General features: G+C 40.7%; 1 protein-coding gene. It reads right to left on the bottom strand.

Annotated elements, in window-relative coordinates; translation table 11 throughout:
* The coding region (locus tag A3766_RS31975) for a hypothetical protein (RefSeq protein WP_231882891.1) at positions 1-304 on the bottom strand (304 nt) is incomplete at its 3' end.
* Between the last annotated feature and the right edge of the window lie 470 nt (positions 305-774).

The following is a 774-nucleotide window of genomic DNA, read 5'->3' as shown; positions in this document are numbered from 1 at the left end:
GAATACCCTTTGAGCAAGACCAGTCAGGACGTAGTATTTGTGATGAATTAACTACAGATTCATTTTTGTACCCAGTGAACAATAGTTCATTAGCGGATGCATTTATTTCAAATTGATCGTATTGACGAAGTTGCCAAAAACCAAGGCTATTGTAATGTGAATAGTTTTCGAAGTTTAAGGTGTATTTACCAGACAAAGAGGTACAGCTTTGGTTTCCGATAACCAAGCTTTCGTTTGGTTTATATTGTTGAAAACCACAACCTGCTAGTAGTCCAATTATTATCGTTAGAATTATATTTTTCATATGGTCACTTAACGCTTTTATAAACGGCGCACGGCTCTATCGTGCGTCCAACGTAGGCCACGTGTTTTTGTGGCCGGAGTGATGTTTGATGAACTGGTTAGATGTTTTAGAACACCCAACTACACCAAACACCACGTTAAAACCTTTGTACTTGCCCAGAGACAAAAACACCCTAGATGGCGACTTTACCGGACTCCCTAGGAACACACCACCAACGAAACCTCTACAAATTAAAATGTACCTGAGAAGCTTAAACAGCGGAGCGGAACAGTTGGAAACCGTGCCACCTACCTTAATAATTTAAACGGAGGAATGCTCGATAAGAAACGAGCATTCCCTGCAGAATATTGAGCCCTAAACCTTAAGAGCCAAAAAACATTTAACGCTTAGCTAAACGGAGAGGTGAACTGGCGACTTTTTTGAGTGTTTTTCAAAAAAGGTGTCAGTTTGCCGAGTCCGTTTGAGCGCAT

The sequence above is a fragment of the Oleiphilus sp. HI0132 genome (genome assembly GCF_001635845.1).
Note: the sequence above shows the minus strand (reverse complement) of the source record. Positions and strands in the feature narration are given on the sequence as shown.